Consider the following 17,695-nt stretch of genomic DNA (forward strand, 5'->3'; position numbering starts at 1 on the left):
AATGTCGTCGCGTGTGCGCTAGCAAACAAACTGGCGCGAATCGTGTGGGCGGTACTGGCCAAAGGCGGCCAGTACGACCCACATCCGAACGCTTGAATGCACAGCGTTACCACCGGCTTTTGCGACGTCACTGACTGATGACAGTAAACGGCAAACGGCCCGACTGAGAACCTGGCAATAAAATCAGCTTTAGAAGCTGAGGGTTTTTTCAGGACAGTCGGGAGCGGCTACTCATCGAGGGCCGAGCGTTGTTGCAGCAACGCTCACAACGAGCCCGGATACATTAGCGCAAGCCAGCTTTACCGAAAACAGCCCATGAGGTTGCAGGAGAAGGGCTGACCATACATTTTATTATCTCCAGCCCATGCTCCGTAAGGCGACTGCAGGCACTCCGGCGGCAAGAAATACCCAAGGGTCAGAAATCCTGCTTTACCAAAGCGATGGAAGACGCTCATCCCTGGGTCCCACCAGACCACCCATGTTAACCTTGCGCCCATCGCGGAAAAGCCGGGCCAATGCCCCTCCTTTTGCCCCACACCTTTCAACGAGCTTGCCTGACACATGAACACCGCCGTGAACGACCTGTCCTCCCACACGCCGATGATGCAGCAATACTGGCGCCTGAAGAACCAGCATCCCGATCAGTTGATGTTCTACCGCATGGGCGACTTCTACGAAATCTTCTACGAGGATGCGAAGAAGGCCGCCAAGTTGTTGGACATCACCCTGACGGCGCGTGGGCAATCGGCGGGCATGGCGATTCCGATGTGTGGGATTCCTTACCATGCGGCGGAAGGTTACCTGGCGAAGCTGGTCAAGCTCGGCGAATCCGTGGTGATCTGCGAGCAAGTCGGCGACCCGGCCACCAGCAAGGGCCCCGTGGAACGCCAAGTCGTGCGGATCATCACCCCGGGTACGGTCAGTGACGAGGCCTTGCTGGATGAACGCCGGGACAACCTGATCGCCGCAGTGCTGGGGGACGAGCGTCTGTTCGGCCTGGCGGTGCTGGACATCACCAGCGGCAATTTCTCGGTGCTGGAAATCAAGGGTTGGGAAAACCTGCTGGCGGAGCTGGAGCGGGTCAATCCTGTGGAACTGCTGATTCCCGACGACTGGCCCAAGGATCTGCCGGCAGAAAAACGCCGTGGCGTACGTCGCCGCGCGCCGTGGGATTTCGAGCGTGATTCGGCGCTGAAAAGCCTCTGCCAACAGTTCGCCACCCAGGACCTCAAGGGCTTCGGCTGTGAAAACCTGACCCTGGCCATCGGCGCGGCCGGCTGCCTGCTGGCCTACGCCAAGGAAACCCAACGCACCGCCCTGCCCCATTTGCGCAGCCTGCGCCATGAGCGTCTGGACGACACGGTGGTGCTGGACGGTGCCAGCCGCCGCAACCTGGAATTGGACACCAACCTGGCCGGCGGGCGCGACAACACTTTGCAATCGGTGGTCGACCGCTGCCAGACCGCCATGGGCAGCCGCTTGCTCACCCGCTGGCTGAACCGCCCCCTGCGAGACCTGACGGTGTTGCTGGCCCGACAGACGTCGATTACCTGCTTGCTGGACCGGTACCGCTTCGAACAATTGCAGCCACAGCTCAAGGAAATCGGCGACATCGAGCGGATCCTGGCGCGTATCGGCCTGCGCAACGCCCGTCCCCGTGACCTGGCGCGCCTGCGCGACGCCCTGGGCGTCTTGCCCGAACTCCAGGCAGCGATGACCGATCTCGAGGCCCCGCACCTGCAGCATCTGGCGCGCAACACCAGCACCTACCCGGAGCTGGCCGCGCTGCTTGAAAAAGCGATCATCGACAACCCGCCGGCAGTGATCCGTGACGGCGGCGTCCTGAAGACCGGCTACGATGCCGAGCTCGACGAACTGCAAGCCCTGAGCGAAAACGCCGGCCAGTTCCTCATCGACCTGGAAGCCCGGGAAAAAGCTCGCACCGGCCTGACCAACCTCAAGGTCGGCTATAACCGCATCCATGGTTATTTCATCGAGTTGCCGAGCAAGCAGGCCGAACAGGCCCCGGCCGACTACATTCGTCGCCAGACCCTCAAGGGTGCCGAGCGCTTCATCACCCCGGAACTCAAGGCGTTCGAAGACAAGGCCCTGTCGGCCAAGAGCCGCGCCCTGGCACGGGAGAAGATGCTCTATGACGCCCTTCTCGAGGATCTGATCAGCCAACTGCCGCCGCTACAGGACACCGCTGCCGCGCTGGCGGAGCTGGACGTATTGAGCAACCTGGCCGAACGAGCGTTGAACCTGGACCTGAACTGCCCGCGCTTCGTCAGCGAACCGTGCATGCGCATCAGCCAAGGTCGTCACCCAGTGGTCGAGCAGGTACTGACCACCCCCTTCGTGGCCAACGACCTGAGCCTGGACGACAATACCCGCATGCTGGTAATCACCGGTCCGAACATGGGCGGTAAATCCACCTACATGCGCCAGACCGCCCTGATCGTGCTGCTGGCTCACATCGGCAGTTTCGTACCGGCGGCCAGCTGCGAGTTATCCCTGGTGGACCGCATCTTCACCCGGATCGGCTCCAGCGATGACCTGGCCGGCGGGCGCTCGACCTTCATGGTGGAAATGAGCGAGACCGCCAATATCCTGCACAACGCCACCGAGCGTAGCCTGGTGCTGATGGACGAAGTGGGACGCGGCACCAGCACCTTCGACGGCCTGTCGCTGGCCTGGGCGGCGGCGGAACGACTGGCACAGCTACGCGCCTATACGTTGTTTGCAACTCACTATTTCGAGTTGACGGTGCTGCCGGAAAGCCAGCCGCTGGTGGCCAACGTCCACCTCAATGCCACCGAGCACAATGATCGAATCGTGTTCCTGCACCATGTACTGCCCGGCCCGGCCAGCCAGAGCTACGGCCTGGCGGTGGCACAGCTGGCCGGCGTGCCTGGCGACGTGATCAGCCGCGCCCGGGAGCACTTGAGCCGCCTGGAAACCACCAGCCTGCCCCACGAAGCACCGCGCCCGGCCAAGGGCAAACCCGCCGCCCCGCAGCAAAGCGACCTGTTCGCCAGCCTGCCGCATCCGGTACTCGATGAACTGGCCAAGCTCGACCTGGACGACTTCACCCCACGCCGGGCATTGGATTTACTCTATACATTGAAGACACGGATCTAACGCACAGGCTTTCAAGCTGTTAGAATCTCGCGCGGTTTGGGATGCTGCAGGCAACTAGCCTGGTCTGCAGACTATCGCTCCCAAACCTGGCGAGCCCACCGTGAAGGGTCTTCGCTGCCGCCGCCTGAGGAGAAAACTAGAAATGACCTTCGTCGTCACCGACAACTGCATCAAGTGCAAGTACACCGACTGCGTAGAAGTCTGTCCGGTGGACTGCTTCTACGAAGGGCCTAACTTCCTGGTCATTCACCCGGACGAGTGCATTGACTGCGCCCTGTGTGAACCGGAATGCCCGGCACAAGCCATCTTCTCGGAGGACGAAGTGCCGGCCGGCATGGAGAACTTCATCGAGCTGAACGCCGAGCTGGCGGATATCTGGCCGAACATCACCGAGAAGAAAGACGCCCTGCCAGACGCTGAAGAGTGGGATGGCAAGCCAGGCAAGATCGCGGACCTCGAACGCTGATCCTTCCTGCGCTCATCGAAAAGGCCCCTTGCGGGCCTTTTTGCTTTTGCGAATTCAAGGAATTACAGGCAAAAAAAGGGGCGGTTTGACCCGCCCACATTTTTTCCCTAATCCCTTTGATCCTTTTCATCATCCTGATGAATCGCATCCTGCGATGTCCTTCCTTCCCCATCGTCCGTGACGGGTGTGTCTGTCCGTCGACACAGGACTGATATTAGTGTTTTCCCAGGTGAGTGCAACGTGGCTGATACAGGTGGCTTGCTCTGTCACGCCACATTCACAAAATAAAAAACCTTACAAATCATATAAATACAAAAAAAATCACAGTGCTTATAGCTGTCTGTCCCGCCAATGAGAAACCGATCACTTACGCAACACTAGGCAAAGGCTTACACGCTGAATCTATAAATACAGAAGGCGTAGAAATCCCTCGCCACAAGCGTGCATCGCAGAGCGTAGTGCTCGATACATCTGCTCAAAAACGGAAAAACCCCGAACCAGTCGGGGTTTTTCTCGCTGCTCTGCACTCGGGTTACTGAAACAGCGACTCACTCGACAGGCCATTCTTCTCCAGGATCTCCCGCAAGCGCTTGAGGCCTTCCACCTGGATCTGCCTGACCCTTTCCCGGGTCAAGCCAATTTCCAGGCCGACGTCTTCGAGGGTGCTGCTTTCATGGCCGCGCAGGCCAAAACGCCGGATCACCACCTCCCGTTGCTTGTCCGTCAGTTCCGAGAGCCACTGATCGATGCTCTGGGACAAGTCGTCATCCTGGAGCAGTTCGCAAGGGTCGGTGGGGCGTTCGTCAGTGAGGGTGTCCAGCAGGGTCTTGTCCGAATCCGGCCCCAGCGAGACGTCCACGGAGGAAACCCGCTCGTTGAGTCCGAGCATGCGCTTGACCTCGCCCACCGGTTTTTCCAGCAGGTTGGCGATTTCTTCCGGTGAAGGCTCATGGTCGAGCTTCTGGGTCAGCTCGCGGGCGGCCCGCAGGTAGACATTCAGCTCCTTGACCACGTGGATCGGTAGCCGGATCGTACGGGTCTGATTCATGATCGCCCGTTCGATGGTCTGGCGAATCCACCAGGTGGCATAGGTCGAGAAACGGAACCCCCGTTCAGGGTCGAATTTCTCGACGGCGCGGATCAATCCCAGGTTGCCCTCTTCGATCAGGTCCAGCAACGAGAGCCCACGATTGACGTAACGTCGGGCGATTTTCACCACCAGGCGCAGGTTGCTTTCAATCATGCGTTTCCGACCGGCCGGGTCGCCACTTTGCGACAGCCGCGCAAAATGAACTTCTTCCTCTGGGGAGAGCAGTGGCGAGAAACCGATTTCGTTGAGGTACAGCTGAGTGGCGTCCAGCGCCCGGGTGTAATCGATGTACTTATGTTGTTTAAGTGAAGCGGAGTGTCTGGATTTGGCACGAACGGAAGGTGGAGATGACGCCCCTTCATCATTCGACATCGAATCCATAGCGATGCCGGTCTCCATAAGGAGAACCTCATCGTCGATGTCAAACTCCGGCACTTCTTTACTGAGAGCCATTGTTATAGTCCTTTGGTGAGTTCGACCTCAAGCTCGAGCGACGCCTTTATCCTTGGCAACGCTGGAGCCTGTTCCCTCTACGTGACGGAACAGGCTGACAACCTATCAACGACGTGGCAGGAATTGCAGCGGATCTACCGGTTTACCTTGTCGGCGAATCTCAAAATGCAGTTTCACCCGGTCTGTACCCGTCGACCCCATTTCGGCAATTGTCTGTCCGACCTTGACCTGCTGCCCCTCCCGAACCAACAGCCTGCGGTTGTGACCGTAGGCACTGACGTAGGTATCGCTGTGTTTGATGATCACGAGTTCGCCGTAGCCCCTCAAACCACTCCCGGCGTACACAACCGTGCCATCAGACGCGGCTAAAACAGGCTGTCCCAAATCTCCGGCGATATCAATTCCTTTATTCAAACTACCGTTTGAAGAGAATTTTCCAATAAGAACGCCATTAGAAGGCCATCCCCAGCCTGTCGGGGCGGGGCCTGCCGGAGGCAGTGGAGCGGGGGCCGGTTTGTTCGCGACGGACGGTACTGTCGCCGTCGCAGCCCCCACTGGCCGGCGTATCACCGTGGTTTTACTCGAAGACGAAGGCGTCGATCCGGACTGGGTGACCACCGCGGTTGGCGTTGAACCGCTGCGACCATCGAAGCGAATCGTCTGACCCGGATGAATGGTATAGGGCGCAGGAATGTTGTTACGCGCCGCGAGAGCCTTGTAGTCCCAGCCATAGCGAAAAGCGATGGAAAACAGCGTATCGCCGCGACGGACTACATACTGACCGGTCGTTACTGTAGGACGTTGCGGCGCAGCATTGTTGCGATCGACGACCCGGACATTACCCGATGGTGTACTGGAACAACCGACCAGCAAGAAGCTGCTCAAGACAAGGCCAGTCAACAGGCGCTGAAAGCTCGTGATACTCATACGCTGCGCAATGACTGTGAGACTCACCCGCCGCTCCCTTTGTGGTGGCTGAAAAAATGGAAACTGCCTGTCCAGGCAGAGGTGGCGCGAGTATAACGGGCCGCGCCCACCCTTCTATCAATGACGCGCGGGACGCTACCGCACACGTTTGCTCGCCGCCGTTGCAGCGTATTCGACAAATCGATGCCGCTGTAAGACACAGCCAGCGTCACGGAATTCAGCCTCTGTTTATAAATGCTCAGGCCAACGGCCCATTGAGTAACGGCACGAACCGCACCGCCCCCAGGACGTGTCGCGAAAAGCCATGTTCTTCCCGCACGATCAGCATCAATTGCTGTACTTCGCCGGCGCCCACCGGGATGACCATGCGTCCACCCGGTGCGAGTTGATCCAACAGGGCCTGGGGCACATCGGTCGCCACGGCCGTGACGATGATTCCGTTATAAGGCGCCAGGGCTGGCCAGCCTTCCCAGCCGTCACCCCAGCGAAATACCACGTTGCGCAGGTTCAGCTCCACCAGGCGCTCCTTGGCGCGATCCTGCAGCACCTTGATCCGTTCCACGGAGAACACCCGCTCCACCAGTTGCGACAAGACCGCCGTCTGGTAACCCGAACCGGTGCCGATCTCCAGCACCTTGTCCAGCGGGCCCGCCTCCAGCAGCAACTCGCTCATGCGAGCCACCATATAAGGCTGGGAAATGGTCTGGTTATGGCCGATCGGCAACGCCGTGTCTTCATAGGCCCGATGGGCCAGGGCTTCATCGACGAACAGATGCCGCGGCGTACGGCGAATCACTTCCAGCACCTGGGCGTTGGACAGACCTTCTTCGTAGAGCCGCTGGATCAGTCGTTCACGGGTCCGCTGGGAAGTCATGCCGATCCCGCGGCGTAGCATATCGTCTTGCTCACGAGCCATCAGTGCAGCCCCTCCAGCCAGCCATCGAGATGTCGGAAGGCATCATTGAAGGTGCGGTCGAGCTGCAACGGCGTGATCGAGACATAACCTTGCATCACCGCATGGAAATCCGTGCCCGGCCCGCCATCCTCGGCATCACCGGCGGCGGCGATCCAGTAGCCGGCCTTGCCCCGCGGGTCGACCACATGCATGGGCCGGGCGGCGCGGGCGCGGTGGCCCAGGCGGGTCAGCTGGATGCCGCGGATATGGTCCAGAGGCAGGTTCGGGATATTCACGTTCAGCACCGTGCGTGGCGGCAGGTCCAGTTCACCGTGGGCCTGCACCAACTTACGGGCGAAATAGGCGGCAGTGGGCAAATTGTCGACCTGCCGCGAAACGAACGAGAAAGCAAACGACGGATGATCGAGGAAGCGACCTTCCAGGGCAGCGGCGACCGTACCGGAATAAAGCACGTCATCGCCCAGGTTGGCCCCCAGGTTGATACCCGAAACCACCATGTCCGGTTCGCGTTCCAGCAAACCGTTGAGGCCCAGGTGCACGCAGTCGGTGGGGGTGCCGTTGAGACTGATGAAACCGTTATCCAGGTAGCAGGGGTGCAGCGGACGGTCGAGCGTCAGCGAGCTGCTGGCGCCGCTTTTGTCCTGGTCCGGGGCGATGACCACGCACTCGGCAAAATCCGCCAGCGCAGCATAAAGCGCGGCAAGACCGGGTGCTGTCACCCCGTCGTCGTTAGAAATCAGAATACGCATGGGCTGTCCGTCTGCCCTACCGGCACCAGATCGACGAGTTCGCGCACCAAGGCAGTGGCGAAACATCCGGCCGGCAGGACGAATTCCAGTTGCAGAATGTCAGGCTGGGGATAATGCCACGACAGCCCGCCAATGGGCAGTCGCAGGATGCGACGTTCGTGATTCATTCCCGCGTTTATCAACCAGTCCCGCAGATCGGCCTCCCCCTCGGCAACAGCCTGTTCCAGCTCGAAGGTGGCGCCAGCGGCGGGCGAAGGCCCCTCGCCCCACTGCGGTCCGGTCGGGTGCAGGTCGAGGATTGCCAGGCGCGGATCGCTGCATTCGGCTTCGCCGGCAGGGAAAAAACTGCGGCTGTCGGTGAAGGCCAGCAAGTCGCCAACCTGTGCCTTTTGCCAGGTTCCATCGGCTACCCGTGCCGCCAGTACCCGATTGAACAGATAACTGCGCGCGGCGGATAACAGCCTCGAGCGTACATTGCGCTGCTCCGGCAGGGCGCTGCGGGCAGCCCAGGCGCGCGCATCCACGACATTGCCGCCATCGTGCCCGAACCGCTGGGCGCCGAAATAGTTGGGGATGCCCTGGCGAGCGATCGTCTGCAGGCGAGCATCGACCGCCGCGCTGTCGCCCTTGAACCCAGTGAGCCGCAAGGTAAAGCCATTGGCCGAATGCGCGCCACGTTGCAGCTTGCGCCTGTGGCGGGCGGTCTTGAGAATCTTCAGTGTGTCGTTCTGCGCCGCCGAAAGGTCCGGGTCGGCCTTGCCGGGCAACTGGATGCTGAACCATTGCCGGGTCAGGGCCTGGCGGTCCTTGAGTCCCGCGTAGCTGACGGTGCGCAACGGCACGCCGGCAGCCTTGGCAATGCGCCGGGCGGCCTCCTCGGTGTTCAGGTCACGCTTTTCAACCCAGAGCCACAGGTGCTCGCCATCGCCGGTCAGTGGAATATCCAGCACTTCATCGACCTGGAAATCCTCGGCGGTGGCTTTCAGTACCGCACTGCCCAGCGACTCACCATAGGCACGCGGCCCCAACAGTTCCAGTTCGGTCATGGGCGCAGCAACAAGGCAACGGAATGGACGGCGATGCCTTCTTCGCGGCCGACGAAGCCCAGCTTCTCGGTGGTGGTGGCCTTCACGTTCACCTGGTCGATGCCGACCTGGAGATCCTCGGCGATCAACTGGCGCATCGTTTCGATGTGCGGTGCCATCTTCGGAGCCTGGGCCACGATGGTGTTGTCGACATTGCCGACCGTCCAGCCCTTGGCGTGGATCAGCGACACCACGTGGCGCAGCAGCGCACGGCTGTCGGCGCCCTTGAATTGCGGATCGGTATCAGGGAAATGCTTGCCGATATCGCCCAACGCGGCGGCGCCGAGCAAGGCATCGCTCAAGGCGTGCAGCAAGACGTCACCATCAGAATGCGCGAGCAGCCCGAAACCATGTGCGATCCGCACACCGCCCAGAGTAATGAAATCGCCTTCAGTGAACCGGTGAACATCATAGCCGTGGCCAATACGCATAAAAAAACGCCCTGATTTCTGTCAGGGCGTGATTCTACCTGCATTAGAGGTAGGGGTGTTCTCAATTAGTCTTCCCGGCGTGGTGGAAAAAACTAACCGATTGCCCTCCCGAGCGCGCGGGCATGATGTTGCAGGTGATCGTCGATGAAACTGGCGATGAAGTAGTAGCTGTGGTCATAGCCCGGTTGCAGGCGCAACTCCAGGGGATGGCCGGCCGCCTTTGCCGCCTGCTGCAAGGCTTCGGGCTTGAGCTGGTTGGCCAGGAAGTCGTCACGGTCGCCCTGGTCCACCAGCAAGGGCAGCTTCTCCTCCGCTTCGGCGATCAGCGCACAGGCATCCCATTCCCGCCATTTGGAACGGTCCTCTCCCAGGTAACGGGAAAAAGCCTTTTGCCCCCAGGGGCAATCCATCGGATTGGTGATCGGCGAAAATGCCGACACCGACTGGTAACGACCCGGATTGCGCAAGGCGCAGACCAGCGCCCCATGCCCACCCATGGAGTGCCCGCTGATACTGCGCTTGTCCGAGGCGGGGAAATGGGTCTCGACGAGCGCAGGCAACTCCTGCACCACGTAGTCATACATCCGATAGTGCCGCGCCCAGGGTTCCTGCGTGGCATTCAGATAAAATCCCGCGCCCAGGCCGAAGTCCCAGGCACCGTCCGGATCCCCCGGTACATCGGCCCCACGGGGGCTGGTGTCCGGCGCGACAATGATCAACCCCAGCTCGGCGGCCATGCGCTGGGCGCCGGCCTTCTGCATGAAGTTCTCGTCGGTGCAGGTCAGCCCCGACAGCCAGTACAGCACAGGCAGCTTGCCGCCCTGCTCGGCCTGGGGTGGCAGGTAGACGGCGAATACCATGTCACAGCCAAGCACTTCGGAACGATGCCGGTAACGCTTGTGCCAGCCGCCGAAGCTTTTCTGGCAAGAGATGTTTTCGAGGTTCATGGACATTCCAGTGGCAAGCGCCAAGCTTCAAGCTGCAAGAGAGTGCCAAGCCTACTTGCAGCTTGTAGCTCGCCGCTTGCCGCTGCTCCTTAGAAATGAATGACGGTGCGGATGCTCTTGCCTTCATGCATCAGGTCGAAAGCCTTGTTGATGTCTTCCAGGCCCATGGTATGAGTGATGAAAGTATCCAGTGGAATCTCGCCCTTCTCGGCCATTTCCACGTAGCTCGGCAGTTCGCTGCGACCACGCACGCCACCAAACGCCGAACCGCGCCAGACGCGCCCCGTCACCAACTGGAATGGACGGGTGGAGATTTCCTGGCCGGCACCGGCCACGCCGATGATTACCGACTCGCCCCAGCCCTTGTGGCAGCACTCCAATGCGGCACGCATCAGCTGGACGTTGCCGATGCATTCGAAGGAAAAGTCCACGCCGCCATCGGTCATGTCCACGATGACCTCCTGGATCGGACGGTCGAAGTCCTTCGGATTGACGAAATCGGTGGCGCCCAGTTGCCGGGCGATTTCGAACTTGGACGGGTTGATGTCGATGGCGATGATGCGCGAGGCCTTGGCTTTCACGGCGCCGATCACAGCCGACAGGCCGATGCCGCCCAGGCCGAAGATCGCCACGGTATCACCCGGCTTGACCTTGGCCGTATTGAGCACCGCGCCGATACCGGTGGTGACGCCACATCCCAACAGGCAGACTTTTTCCAGCGGTGCATCCTTGGCGATCTTGGCGACGGAGATTTCCGGCAACACGGTGTACTCGGAGAAAGTCGAGGTTCCCATGTAGTGGAAGATCGTCTCGCCCTTGTAGGAAAAACGCGAAGTGCCATCCGGCATCAGGCCCTTGCCCTGGGTAGCACGGATGGCCTGGCAGAGGTTGGTCTTGCCCGACTTACAGAATTTGCACTGGCCGCACTCGGGTGTGTACAGCGGAATCACATGGTCGCCCACCGCCACGGAGGTCACGCCTTCGCCAATGGCCTCGACGATGGCGCCGCCTTCATGACCGAGGATCGACGGAAAAATCCCTTCCGGGTCGGCACCCGACAGCGTGTAGGCGTCAGTGTGGCAGACACCGGAAGCCACCACGCGCAGCAACACTTCGCCAGCCTTGGGCATGGCGACGTCGACTTCAACGATTTCCAGGGGTTTCTTGGCCTCGAAGGCAACGGCGGCGCGCGACTTGATCATCCTGTAGCTCCAGCAAATAAAAACGAGACAGGGAGTGTAATCCGCCTGCAGCCAGGGAATAATCCAGCCAAAAGCAAAACATTATTGCCATACAGGGATAATCCTCCATGTCCGATAATCGCTGGGAAGGGATCGACGAGTTCGTCGCCGTGGCCGAATGCAGTCAGTTCACCGCCGCAGCGGAGCGTCTTGGTGTGTCGTCTTCCCACATCAGCCGCCAAATCGTACGGCTTGAGGAGCGTCTTCAGACCCGACTGCTTTATCGCAGCACCCGCCGCGTCACGCTCACCGAGGCCGGGCAGACGTTCCTGCAGCACTGCCAACGCCTGCAGGATGGCCGCGAGGAAGCCCTTCGCGCGGTGGGCGACCTCGCCAGCGAGCCCAAGGGCATGCTGCGAATGACTTGTGCCGTGGCCTATGGCGAACGTTTCATCGTGCCGCTGGTGACACGTTTCATGGGACTTTATCCACAACTGCGGGTGGACATCGAGCTGAGCAACCGCCCCCTCGATCTCGTCCATGAAGGACTGGACCTGGCGATCCGCCTGGGCCGCTTGCAGGACTCACGTCTGATTGCCACCCGCCTGGCGCCACGGCGCATGTACTTGTGTGCCTCGCCGTCCTATCTGGAACGGTATGGCCGGCCCCATAGCCTGTCGGAGTTGAGCCGCCACAATTGCCTGATCGGTAGCTCCGATCTTTGGCAACTGGAACAGAACGGGCGGGAATTTTCCCAACGAGTGCAGGGAAACTGGCGCTGCAACAGCGGGCAAGCGGTGCTGGATGCGGCGTTGCAAGGGGTGGGGTTGTGTCAGTTGCCGGATTACTACGTGCTGGAGCATCTGCACAATGGTGCGTTGATCTCGCTGTTGGAAGCCCATCAGCCGCCGAATACGGCAGTATGGGCGTTATATCCACAGCAGCGACATCTGTCGCCCAAGGTGCGCAAGCTGGTGGATTACTTGAAGGAAGGGTTGGCGCAGCGGCCCGAATATCGGGGGTGACCGGGTCTTTGTTGCCTGGGCTGAGGTTATCGCGAGTAAGCTCGCTCCCACAGGGGTTTATCGTCGAATGATGGACAACTGCTCACACCGGTTCATTGTCGGAGCGAGCTTGCTCGCGATGACGTCGGCCCAGATGATGTCAATCCAACGAGGGGCAGATCCCGCTTAATGCCGATTCGCCCAACGCTGGCGCAACCACTCCAGGTCTTCGGGTCGAGTGACCTTGATATTGTCGGCCCGCCCTTCGATCAACCGTGGTGCCTGTCCCGCCCATTCCATGGCGGAGGCTTCATCGGTAATCACCGCGTCCGCGACCAGGCTGTCGGCAAGGGCCCGATGCAAGGCACCGAGGCGAAACATCTGCGGTGTATAGGCTTGCCAGATCACGCTGCGGTCGATGGTTTCCAGCACTCGGCCATGCCGGTCGACCCGCTTGAGGGTGTCGCGCGCCGGAACAGCCAGCAGGCCGCCGACCGGATCGCTCGCCAGCTCGCCGAGCAATGTATCGAGATCGTCCCGGGCCAGGTTGGGCCGGGCCGCGTCATGCACCAGCACCCAATCGTGATCGTCGGCACCCTGGGCATGCAGGTGCAACAAGGCATTGAGCACCGAGTCCGAACGCTGCGCGCCGCCGTCCACGCGCTGGATGCGCGGGTCGTTGGCGCAGGCCAGGGTTGGCCAGTAGGGATCGTCGCATGCAACGCTGACCACCACGCCCTTGACGGTCGGATGATCGAGGAAACAGCCAAGGCTGTGTTCAAGAATTGTGCGTCCGCCCAGTTGCAGGTACTGCTTGGGACGGTCCGCGGCCATACGGGCTCCGACGCCCGCGGCAGGAATCACGGCCCAGAAGGCCGGCAAACGAATACTCATTGGGCCAACTGGTAGAGGGTCTCGCCCTCCTTGACCATGCCCAACTCATGGCGAGCCCGCTCTTCGACGGTCTCCATGCCTTTTTTCAGCTCCATCACTTCGGCGTCCATCACCCGGTTGCGCTCCAGCAGTGCCTCGTTCTCGGCACGCTGCTCGGCAATCTGCTGAGTCAGGTCGGCCACTTGCGCCAGGCTGCCATTACCTACCCACAGGCGGTACTGCAGGCCGGCCAGCAACAGGAGCAAGACAAGAAACAACCAATTGGGACTGCGCATCGAATATCGGGTATCCAGTGAAAAAAGACCGCCATGCCAAACTTTGAAGCACCTGATAGCACGAAGCCTGGAAAACCCAGGCTTGTGCTTGATAAGGCATCAGATTAGAGGGAAAGCCACCGTTATGGCGACTTTTCCGACACAATCCGCTGTCTTTTTACCATTTACCGCTTAACCGCGAAACTCGGCACGACCGTTGTACTTGGCCTTGCCATTCAACTGCTCTTCGATACGCAGCAGTTGGTTGTACTTGGAAACGCGGTCGGAACGGCACAGCGAACCGGTCTTGATCTGGCCCGCCGCGGTGCCCACCGCCAGGTCGGCGATGGTCGAATCCTCGGTTTCACCGGAGCGGTGGGAGATCACGGCGGTGTAGCCGGCAGCCTTGGCCATCTGGATGGCTTCCAGGGTCTCGGTCAGGGTGCCGATCTGGTTGAACTTGATCAGGATCGAGTTGGCGATCTGCTTGTCGATGCCCTCTTTCAGGATCTTGGTGTTGGTCACGAACAGATCGTCACCCACCAGCTGGGTCTTGGCACCGATCTTGTCAGTGAGGATCTTCCAGCCAGCCCAGTCGGACTCGTCCAGGCCATCTTCGATGGAGATGATCGGATAACGCTCGGTCAGGCCCTTGAGGTAGTCGGCGAAACCTTCGGCGGTGAACACCTGGCCTTCGCCGGACAGGTTGTACTTGCCGTCTTCGAAGAATTCACTGGCGGCGCAATCCAGGGCCAGGGTCACGTCGGTGCCCAGCTTGTAGCCGGCGTTGGCCACGGCTTCGGAGATGACTTTCAGGGCGTCTTCGTTAGAGGCCAGGTTCGGTGCGAAACCGCCTTCGTCGCCCACCGCGGTGCTCAGGCCGCGTGCCTTCAGCACTGCCTTGAGGTGATGGAAAATCTCGGTGCCCATGCGCAGGCCTTCGGAGAAGGACTTGGCGCCAACCGGCTGCACCATGAACTCCTGGATGTCGACGTTGTTGTCGGCATGCTCGCCGCCGTTGATGATGTTCATCATCGGCACCGGCATCGAGTAGACGCCAGGGGTACCGTTGAGGTTGGCGATGTGCGCGTACAGCGGCAGGTCCTGGTCCTGGGCGGCGGCCTTGGCGGCGGCCAGGGATACGGCGAGGATCGCGTTGGCGCCCAGGGAGGCTTTGTTCTCGGTACCGTCGAGCTTGATCATGGCCTGATCGAGGGCTTTCTGGTCGGCAGGGTCCTTGCCCAGCAACAGGTCGCGGATCGGACCGTTGATGTTGGCGACGGCTTTCAGCACGCCCTTGCCCAGGTAACGGCTCTTGTCGCCATCACGCAGCTCCAGCGCTTCGCGCGAGCCAGTGGAAGCACCGGACGGCGCGCAGGCGCTGCCGATGATACCGTTATCGAGAAGCACGTCCGCTTCGACAGTGGGGTTGCCACGGGAGTCGAGAACTTCACGACCTTTGATGTCGACGATTTTTGCCATTGTTGTAAACACTCCAAAGTTGACGAAAACGACGCAGCGAGAGGAAATCTTTTACCGTCGGCGGGAAGACAGCAGCGGGCAGGCTTGCCGACGATAACGCCCGGCCCGCAGGCCAGAGCGTTTGTCGAGCGGTACTTTACCGGAGAAAACCGGGTTACGCGGTTTCTATCGTCGGAAAACCCTTGACCAGCTCATCCAATGCCTTGAGCTGAGACAGGAATGGTTCCAGCTTGTTCAAGCGCAAGGCACAAGGACCGTCGCACTTGGCATTGTCAGGGTCCGGGTGGGCCTCCAGGAACAGGCCCGCCAGGGACTGGCTCATGCCGGCCTTGGCCAGGTCGGTCACCTGGGCGCGGCGCCCGCCAGCGGAGTCGGAACGACCGCCAGGCATCTGCAGCGCATGGGTGACGTCGAAGAACACCGGATACTCGAACTGCTTCATGATGCCGAAGCCGAGCATGTCCACCACCAGGTTGTTGTAGCCGAAGCTGGAGCCGCGCTCGCACAGGATCAACTGGTCATTCCCGGCCTCTTCGCACTTGCTCAGGATGTGTTTCATTTCCTGGGGCGCGAGGAACTGGGCTTTCTTGATGTTGATCACCGCGCCGGTCTTGGCCATCGCGACCACCAGGTCGGTCTGGCGCGACAAGAAGGCCGGCAGCTGGATGATGTCGCAGACCTCGGCGACGACCGCAGCCTGATAAGGCTCGTGGACGTCGGTGATGATCGGCACGCCGAAGGCTTGCTTGATGTCCTGGAAGATCCGCATGCCCTCTTCCAGGCCCGGGCCACGGTAGGAAGTCACCGACGAGCGGTTGGCCTTGTCGAAGCTGGCCTTGAAGACGTAGGGGATGCCCAGCTTCTGGGTCACCTTCACGTATTCCTCGCACACCTGCATCGCCATGTCGCGGCTTTCCAGCACGTTCATGCCGCCGAACAGCACCATGGGCTTGTCGTTGGCAATCTCGATGTCGCCGACGCGGATGATCTTCTGGGCCATCGTCTTATGCCTTTTTCCGGTGTTGAGCCAAAGCGGCCTTCACGAAACCGCTGAACAGCGGGTGGCCGTCCCGTGGCGTCGAGGTGAACTCGGGATGGAACTGGCAGGCCACGAACCATGGATGATCCGGGGATTCCACCACTTCCACCAGCGCGCCGTCACCGGAGCGACCGGAAATCTTCAGGCCCGCCTCGATCAGCTGCGGCAGCAGGTTGTTGTTCACTTCGTAGCGATGACGGTGACGCTCGACGATCACGTCCTTGGCATAGCACTGGTGCACCAGGGAGCCTGGCTCGAGCAGGCATTCCTGGGCGCCGAGGCGCATGGTGCCACCCAGGTCGGAGGCTTCGGTACGGACTTCGACGGCGCCGGTGGCATCTTCCCACTCGGTGATCAGGCCCACGACCGGGTGGCCGCTGGCACGATCGAATTCGGTGGAGTTGGCGTCCTTCCAGCCCATCACGTTACGGGCGAACTCGATGACGGCCACTTGCATGCCCAGGCAGATGCCCAGGTATGGCACCTTGTTTTCACGTGCGTATTGGACGGCGGTGATCTTGCCTTCCACGCCCCGCAGGCCGAAACCGCCCGGTACCAGGATCGCATCGGCGCCTTCCAGCAGGCCGGTGCCCTGGTTCTCGATGTCTTCGGAATCGATGTAGCGCAGGTTGACCTTGGTGCGGTTGCTGATGCCGGCGTGACTCATCGCCTCGATCAGCGATTTGTAGGCATCCAGCAATTCCATGTACTTGCCGACCATGGCGATGGTGACTTCGTGCTCCGGGTTGAGCTTGGCATCGACCACGGCGTCCCATTCGGACAGGTCGGCGCCAGCGCATTGCAGGCCGAAACGCTCGACGACGAAATCGTCCAGGCCCTGGGAGTGCAGGATGCCGGGGATCTTGTAGATGGTGTCGGCGTCTTCCAGGCCGATGACCGCGCGCTCTTCAACGTTGGTGAACTGGGCGATCTTGCGGCGCGAAGAGATGTCGATCGGGTGGTCGGAGCGGCAGATCAGCACGTCCGGCTGCAGGCCGATGGACCGCAGTTCCTTGACCGAATGCTGGGTCGGCTTGGTCTTGGTTTCGCCGGCGGTGGCGATGTACGGCACCAGGGTCAGGTGCATGAGCATCGCACGCTTGGCGCCGATTTCGAAACGCAACTGGCGGATAGCCTCGAGGAACGGCTGGGACTCGATGTCGCCCACGGTACCGCCGATCTCCACCATCGCCACGTCGGCATCGCCGGCACCCTTGATGATGCGGCGCTTGATTTCGTCGGTGATGTGCGGAATGACCTGGATGGTCGCACCCAGGTAGTCACCACGACGTTCCTTGCGCAGCACGTGCTCGTAGACGCGGCCGGTGGTGAAGTTGTTGTTCTGGGTCATGGTCGTGCGGATGAACCGCTCGTAGTGGCCCAGGTCCAGGTCGGTCTCGGCGCCGTCGTGGGTGACGAACACTTCGCCGTGCTGGAACGGGCTCATGGTGCCCGGGTCGACGTTGATGTACGGGTCCAGCTTGAGCATGGTGACCTTAAGTCCCCGCGCCTCCAGGATGGCCGCCAATGAAGCCGAGGCAATGCCTTTCCCCAATGAAGAAACAACACCGCCCGTGACGAATATGTAGCGCGTCATGAAAAACCCTAGAAGTCTGCGTTAAAGCGGTCCGAGCCG

General features: G+C 60.7%; 16 protein-coding genes. 3 read left to right on the forward strand and 13 right to left on the reverse strand.

Annotated features, from left to right (window positions below; genetic code table 11):
• Positions 1–573 precede the first annotated feature (573 nt).
• Entirely contained in the window at positions 574–3,141 is a 2,568-nt protein-coding gene (gene mutS / locus BT179_RS08635; protein WP_172834647.1) for a DNA mismatch repair protein MutS, read from the forward strand.
• Positions 3,142–3,283: 142 nt separating this feature from the next.
• The gene (fdxA, locus tag BT179_RS08640) at positions 3,284–3,607 is read left to right on the forward strand and encodes a ferredoxin FdxA (RefSeq protein ID WP_072387901.1); all 324 of its coding nucleotides are present in this window, start codon (positions 3,284–3,286) and stop codon (positions 3,605–3,607) included.
• 532 nt (positions 3,608–4,139) lie between these two features.
• On the opposite strand, the gene rpoS is transcribed toward fdxA, so the two are convergent.
• The 8 genes from rpoS to BT179_RS08680 form a co-directional block, all read right to left on the reverse strand.
• Positions 4,140–5,150: an RNA polymerase sigma factor RpoS gene (gene rpoS, locus BT179_RS08645; RefSeq protein WP_072387904.1), complete on the reverse strand. Its 1,011-nt coding sequence runs from the start codon at positions 5,148–5,150 to the stop codon at positions 4,140–4,142.
• A 105-nt stretch (positions 5,151–5,255) separates the two neighbouring features.
• Positions 5,256–6,104, reverse strand: a complete 849-nt coding sequence (locus BT179_RS08650) for a peptidoglycan DD-metalloendopeptidase family protein (RefSeq protein ID WP_072387907.1) — start codon at positions 6,102–6,104, stop codon at positions 5,256–5,258.
• Positions 6,105–6,315: 211 nt separating this feature from the next.
• Positions 6,316–6,951: a protein-L-isoaspartate(D-aspartate) O-methyltransferase gene (locus BT179_RS08655; RefSeq protein WP_172679635.1), complete on the reverse strand. Its 636-nt coding sequence runs from the start codon at positions 6,949–6,951 to the stop codon at positions 6,316–6,318.
• A 41-nt stretch (positions 6,952–6,992) separates the two neighbouring features.
• Positions 6,993–7,742 (reverse strand): 5'/3'-nucleotidase SurE, encoded by a 750-nt coding sequence (gene surE, locus BT179_RS08660; RefSeq protein WP_072387909.1) that lies wholly within the window; start codon positions 7,740–7,742, stop codon positions 6,993–6,995.
• Positions 7,730–8,788 (reverse strand): tRNA pseudouridine(13) synthase TruD, encoded by a 1,059-nt coding sequence (gene truD, locus BT179_RS08665; RefSeq protein ID WP_072387911.1) that lies wholly within the window; start codon positions 8,786–8,788, stop codon positions 7,730–7,732. Before truD ends, surE begins: the two co-directional genes overlap by 13 nt.
• On the reverse strand, positions 8,785–9,258 hold the full coding sequence (gene ispF / locus BT179_RS08670; RefSeq protein WP_072387913.1) for a 2-C-methyl-D-erythritol 2,4-cyclodiphosphate synthase: 474 nt from the start codon (positions 9,256–9,258) through the stop codon (positions 8,785–8,787). Before ispF ends, truD begins: the two co-directional genes overlap by 4 nt.
• 92 nt (positions 9,259–9,350) lie before the next feature.
• Positions 9,351–10,211 carry an S-formylglutathione hydrolase gene (fghA, locus tag BT179_RS08675; protein WP_165887773.1) on the reverse strand — a complete coding sequence of 287 codons (861 nt, stop codon included), beginning with the start codon at positions 10,209–10,211 and terminating at the stop codon, positions 9,351–9,353.
• 83 nt (positions 10,212–10,294) lie between these two features.
• Positions 10,295–11,407, reverse strand: coding sequence for an S-(hydroxymethyl)glutathione dehydrogenase/class III alcohol dehydrogenase (locus BT179_RS08680; RefSeq protein WP_072430849.1), 1,113 nt, complete (start codon positions 11,405–11,407; stop codon positions 10,295–10,297).
• A gap of 107 nt (positions 11,408–11,514) precedes the next feature.
• Here BT179_RS08680 and BT179_RS08685 point away from each other — a divergent pair, with 107 nt between their 5' ends.
• Positions 11,515–12,411, forward strand: a complete 897-nt coding sequence (locus tag BT179_RS08685; protein ID WP_072387919.1) for a LysR substrate-binding domain-containing protein — start codon at positions 11,515–11,517, stop codon at positions 12,409–12,411.
• 165 nt (positions 12,412–12,576) lie between these two features.
• Here the strand turns inward: BT179_RS08685 and ispD are convergent, their stop codons facing one another.
• From ispD to BT179_RS08710, 5 genes are all read right to left on the reverse strand, one after another.
• A complete protein-coding gene (ispD, locus tag BT179_RS08690; RefSeq protein ID WP_072387921.1) occupies positions 12,577–13,284 on the reverse strand; it encodes a 2-C-methyl-D-erythritol 4-phosphate cytidylyltransferase in 708 nt (235 codons plus the stop codon).
• The gene (gene ftsB / locus BT179_RS08695; RefSeq protein WP_072387923.1) at positions 13,281–13,559 is read right to left on the reverse strand and encodes a cell division protein FtsB; all 279 of its coding nucleotides are present in this window, start codon (positions 13,557–13,559) and stop codon (positions 13,281–13,283) included. The genes ispD and ftsB overlap by 4 nt, the downstream gene beginning before the upstream one ends.
• 171 nt (positions 13,560–13,730) lie before the next feature.
• A complete protein-coding gene (gene eno, locus BT179_RS08700; protein ID WP_072387925.1) occupies positions 13,731–15,020 on the reverse strand; it encodes a phosphopyruvate hydratase in 1,290 nt (429 codons plus the stop codon).
• 154 nt (positions 15,021–15,174) lie between these two features.
• The gene (gene kdsA / locus BT179_RS08705) at positions 15,175–16,020 is read right to left on the reverse strand and encodes a 3-deoxy-8-phosphooctulonate synthase (protein WP_072387927.1); all 846 of its coding nucleotides are present in this window, start codon (positions 16,018–16,020) and stop codon (positions 15,175–15,177) included.
• Positions 16,021–16,024: 4 nt separating this feature from the next.
• Positions 16,025–17,656, reverse strand: a complete 1,632-nt coding sequence (locus tag BT179_RS08710) for a CTP synthase (RefSeq protein ID WP_072387929.1) — start codon at positions 17,654–17,656, stop codon at positions 16,025–16,027.
• Positions 17,657–17,695: the final 39 nt, after the last annotated feature.

It is taken from the genome of Pseudomonas sp. NFACC43 (assembly GCF_900119645.1).
In the GTDB taxonomy this organism is placed as follows: domain Bacteria; phylum Pseudomonadota; class Gammaproteobacteria; order Pseudomonadales; family Pseudomonadaceae; genus Aquipseudomonas.

What these genes read in the sequence shown, in the direction of transcription:
- kdsA (WP_072387927.1), bottom strand. Translation starts at nt 16,020, where the DNA reads ATGGCCCAGAAGATCATCCGCGTCGGCGACATCGAGATTGCCAACGAC.
- ispF (WP_072387913.1), bottom strand. Translation starts at nt 9,258, where the DNA reads ATGCGTATTGGCCACGGCTATGATGTTCACCGGTTCACTGAAGGCGAT.
- rpoS (WP_072387904.1), bottom strand. Translation starts at nt 5,150, where the DNA reads ATGGCTCTCAGTAAAGAAGTGCCGGAGTTTGACATCGACGATGAGGTT.
- fdxA (WP_072387901.1), top strand. Translation starts at nt 3,284, where the DNA reads ATGACCTTCGTCGTCACCGACAACTGCATCAAGTGCAAGTACACCGAC.
- surE (WP_072387909.1), bottom strand. Translation starts at nt 7,742, where the DNA reads ATGCGTATTCTGATTTCTAACGACGACGGGGTGACAGCACCCGGTCTT.
- BT179_RS08710 (WP_072387929.1), bottom strand. Translation starts at nt 17,656, where the DNA reads ATGACGCGCTACATATTCGTCACGGGCGGTGTTGTTTCTTCATTGGGG.
- truD (WP_072387911.1), bottom strand. Translation starts at nt 8,788, where the DNA reads ATGACCGAACTGGAACTGTTGGGGCCGCGTGCCTATGGTGAGTCGCTG.
- ftsB (WP_072387923.1), bottom strand. Translation starts at nt 13,559, where the DNA reads ATGCGCAGTCCCAATTGGTTGTTTCTTGTCTTGCTCCTGTTGCTGGCC.
- BT179_RS08685 (WP_072387919.1), top strand. Translation starts at nt 11,515, where the DNA reads ATGTCCGATAATCGCTGGGAAGGGATCGACGAGTTCGTCGCCGTGGCC.
- ispD (WP_072387921.1), bottom strand. Translation starts at nt 13,284, where the DNA reads ATGAGTATTCGTTTGCCGGCCTTCTGGGCCGTGATTCCTGCCGCGGGC.
- BT179_RS08655 (WP_172679635.1), bottom strand. Translation starts at nt 6,951, where the DNA reads ATGACTTCCCAGCGGACCCGTGAACGACTGATCCAGCGGCTCTACGAA.
- fghA (WP_165887773.1), bottom strand. Translation starts at nt 10,211, where the DNA reads ATGTCCATGAACCTCGAAAACATCTCTTGCCAGAAAAGCTTCGGCGGC.
- BT179_RS08680 (WP_072430849.1), bottom strand. Translation starts at nt 11,407, where the DNA reads ATGATCAAGTCGCGCGCCGCCGTTGCCTTCGAGGCCAAGAAACCCCTG.
- eno (WP_072387925.1), bottom strand. Translation starts at nt 15,020, where the DNA reads ATGGCAAAAATCGTCGACATCAAAGGTCGTGAAGTTCTCGACTCCCGT.